At 70.9% G+C, this 230-nt stretch carries 1 protein-coding gene; it reads left to right on the top strand.

Going from position 1 to position 230, the window contains the following annotated elements; all coding sequences use genetic code 11:
- Nucleotides 1-230: hypothetical protein (locus tag ACTHTA_RS11685; RefSeq protein WP_440379652.1), on the top strand; the 230-nt coding region annotated here is incomplete at both ends.

Here is a 230-nt window from a genome sequence, read left to right on the forward strand (position 1 = left end):
GGCTGCGCTGGGTGCTGACGAGTTTGAGCCGGTGTGCTCGTTCGAGGGGTTGCGCTGGCTGCTGACGCGCGGCGCCCTGGAAGGCGAGACGGTGCGCCTGGATGTGCAGCCCGGCTCCGGCGCGGCGCACCGAGAGATCCGCCTGGACATGTCCCGCATCGACAGCCGCGAGGCCGACGCCCAGCTCTTTCGCAAGATCGGAATCCTCGGTCCCTGGACGCGCCCCGTGC

This window comes from Neisseria sp. P0013.S005 (assembly GCF_051958425.1).
In the GTDB taxonomy this organism is placed as follows: domain Bacteria; phylum Pseudomonadota; class Gammaproteobacteria; order Burkholderiales; family Neisseriaceae; genus Neisseria; species Neisseria subflava.